Source organism: Phocaeicola sp. ICN-14070, assembly GCF_037892625.1.
GTDB classification, from domain to species: domain Bacteria; phylum Bacteroidota; class Bacteroidia; order Bacteroidales; family Bacteroidaceae; genus Phocaeicola; species Phocaeicola plebeius.
This window is the reverse complement of the sequence record NZ_JBBKBF010000125.1, coordinates 1-3357: the sequence shown is the minus strand read 5'-3', so window position 1 is coordinate 3357 and position 3357 is coordinate 1. Positions and strand designations below refer to the sequence as shown.

The 3357-nt window shown below is 57.8% G+C and carries 2 protein-coding genes; both read right to left on the bottom strand.

All coding sequences use genetic code 11. From position 1 onward, the window contains the following. A partial coding sequence (locus WKT20_RS17730; RefSeq protein WP_186910393.1) for a hypothetical protein occupies window positions 1-2768 on the bottom strand: 2768 nt, incomplete at its 3' end. A 21-nt stretch (window positions 2769-2789) separates the two neighbouring features. Continuing rightward, window positions 2790-3254 (bottom strand): hypothetical protein, encoded by a 465-nt coding sequence (locus tag WKT20_RS17725; protein ID WP_087394435.1) that lies wholly within the window; start codon window positions 3252-3254, stop codon window positions 2790-2792. Between the last annotated feature and the right edge of the window lie 103 nt (window positions 3255-3357).

Sequence of the window (3357 nt, the reverse complement as noted above, 5' to 3'; positions counted from 1 at the left end):
ATTTTCAACCTTCCGGCCTTGATAACCCGGTAGCTGAACGACAGATACACCACGCCGGGCACCCGTTCGCCCTGGCTGTTCGTCTGCCGGTACTCCGGTACCAGCCGGAAGTCCTCCAGTTTCTGCATGATATAGCTGTTCCGGATATAGGCATAAGGCACCTTGCCGTCGGTCCGTATCTCGGCATGGCCGTCCGGCTTCGTACCGTAAGGACCGCCGTTCGCCCAGATCCAGCGTCCGCCCAGGGTGAACAGCGTAGCCTTGCTGCCCGTCTTCCATTTGTCCATGCCGGCGGCAAAACTGCTGTTGTCCAGATAACTCTGTTCTTCGCGTATTTCCTTGCGCAAGCTTTCCACGGCTGAATGGATTTTCCCCTCGGTTATCTCAAACCGCGTCAGGATGTCCTCGCCCGTCATCAACACGAACGTACCCTTCAGCCACACGTTGTCGGCATACAGGCCGTTTCCTTTCGGCTGTTTGTCTGCCGGGAAAGCGCTGCTCCTGATGCCGTCCAGCTTACCCAGCCGGCAACGAAGGCAGCCGTTGAAGTTCTTGGCCTTCACACCGTCCAGAATGTCGATACGGGGCTGCCCGTCCTCCGTGGCCGCAATGGATATAAGGTTCTGCCGGAGCGGGTTTTCGGTGTTGCCCATCAGCACGCACTCATCGCCTGCCTCCGGCTTCACCCCGCCAAACTCGCTTACCGGGACCAGCACACCGCCGGCTATCACCGAAGCCACCTCCACCCAGTATGCTTTTAGTTTCTTACCACCCGTAACCGCACAGCGCATCAGGTCATGGGCCACAAAGCCCGATTCCTGCTCAAACACGATGCGGTAGTTGTCGCCCTGCTTCACCACGTCCTTGATCTTGCCGTTGGCAGCGGACACCACCAGCTGGCCGCACACGCTGCGCACCTTCTCGATCAGCAGTTCCAGTGCCACCAGGCTTTGCCGGGCAGTCACTTTGTCCACCGTCAGGTTTGTCAGTCCGGTCAGCTGGTCAATCCACAGCTGCCAGCCCTCACCGGTCAGCCCGTCCACAAACTCCGTGCTGCGCAGCAGTTCGCGGATCACGGCAGTCAAGTATTCGGCATTGCCCTCACCGTCCACGATGCCGCAGGGCTTGCCGCCAGCAGCCTCGCCAAAGCTCACACCCTTCAGGAAGCGGATGGACTCTTTGGCTGTGTCCGGCTGGTTCTTGCTCAGGAACTCTTTCTGGCTGCGCCGGGCGGAAAACAGGTTGTTGTCCGTGGGCAGCGTCTTGTCCCAGCTTCGTATGATGTCCGGAAGGGCAGCGCCTTCCGTCTTTGATTTCGTATAGCTTTTCAGCGCACCGATGCTGTCCGTCACCTTGTCGAACTTGCCCACCTGCAGCGCATCGCTTATCTCGATGTCCATCTGCCCGGGTTCGTTCACCTTGCGGCTGATCTTGGTGATACGGCTCTGACGGTAGCCTTTTTCCGGGAAATACTTCCGGCTCTCCAGCTTCACCCGTCTGCCCACAAACAGGTCTATGCCGTGCTCCTCGATGTATACCGGGTCTGTCGGGGCTTTGTAGGCGGCAATGTCCAGCCAGTGGTCCCGGTTGTACTCGTCCACCGCAACCGCAAACTCCTCTTCGGCCAGCCGGTAATACTCATCCGGCATCCGGATATTCCACAGGATATAGGTGTCGCCTGCTCGGGGCACCAGTTTGCCGCCCGGCAGCTGGGTGTCGTCATCGTAGGGCCAGATGGTGATCAGTTCGAATTCACGTGCCGCGCTGTCGTAGTTCACCTCAAAGTAGTGGTCATCGCTTTCTCCCAGTCCGGCAAGGTCGCCCGTCTGGAACGACACACGTTTGGTTTCTCCGGCCAGCTCGTACAGGTTGGGGTCAAAGTCCAGTTCCCCGTCCCGGAAATAATAGACGGTGAATTTGTTTCCTTCATCGTCTGCCACCTCCTCGCTGCGAACCGAGCTCACCGTACCGACCCGACGGGGGAAGATGCCGCTGAAAGCATCCTGCTCGTAATGGTCATAGATGCCATATTCCTCCACGCCCTGCTCGATGTACTTCCTGCCGCCGGGAAGCATCAGACGCGGGCTGCCGTATTTCTCCGCATCGATGTTGCGGGTCGAGCCTACCGGGAACAGGCGCGTATAGAATTTGGCCGTGTTGCTCGTATCTCTTTCCAGGGAGGTCAGCCCCTTGCCATAGCCAAGGGTGATTTCTTCCCCGTGTTCGCAGCGGCACACGTTCACAGTCTGCCCCTCAACCCACCATTCCACCTTGCCGCCTGCCTTTTCCGCGATGGCTTTCAGCGCTTCGTCGCAGTACATCCCCTCGTAGTCTATCGTGATCAGCTCCGTACCTTCCACCGTACCCGTCTTCCAGTCAGTAATGTGGCCCATGCCGTTATTGATAGCCTTCACCACCATCGCCACATGCTCGCGGGGCGTGGCCGTCAGGGTAAACAGGGGGTTGGTGTCCCCGTCCGTCGTCTCCAGCACCAGGAACCGCTTGATCAGGCTCTCGATACCGTACAGCTTCAGGTTATACTCCCATTCACCATCGCTCACCTGCTTCGGCGTGTAGCGTTCTGTCAGCCAGTACCGTTCGCCCAGATAGTCCGTGTAGTCGTTCACGTCCAGGGGCAGGAAGGCATAATAGCTGAACGACAGGGAAAGCACATTGTCTCCCTGCACTTCCTTGCTTTGCGTCGAGCTGTCGTTCACGGCCACATCCGCACGCTTGGTTCCGGCTTTATCATATATCGTTAGAAGCATATTCTAATAGCGTTTGAATGGTTATATAATCGGTTTCGGTTCCCGGAATTTTACCCGGAACTTTCCGGCATGCACACCTTCCGTCCACAGATAGGTCAGCGGGGTGAACTTCGTACAGTCGGCATACTTCACCCGCAGCTGCAGATCCAGCTGGGGGAAACGGATCTCCAGCCAGCCGTCTTTCCCTTGCTTCAGGAAATTCACAAAGGCAAAGTACTGCTTCATCCAGCCTGCCTGGGTCTTGTTGTACAGCGCAAAGTGCAGCGTCACGTCCCGCGCCTCATTCCGTGGGGTCAGCACGACGCTGTATTTTTCCCCGTGCTCTTCCCGTATGTCCACAGCCGTATCCTTCTTGGCCTTGCTCGGGGTCAGGATGGCCGTCAGGTTCTCCATGCCCCCGCGCCGGTCTTCCACCAGGAACACGCCGTATTCCGTCCAGATGTCCGTGCCGTTCACCAGCACCAGTCCGCTCAGTATATTGCCCATATCACTTCACTTTTAGTCCGTCACGTATCATTTTCTTTATCACTTCCTTCAGTTCGCCCAGGTGTCCGGCGCTCACACCGGTGTTCTCGGCTATCCGGGCCAG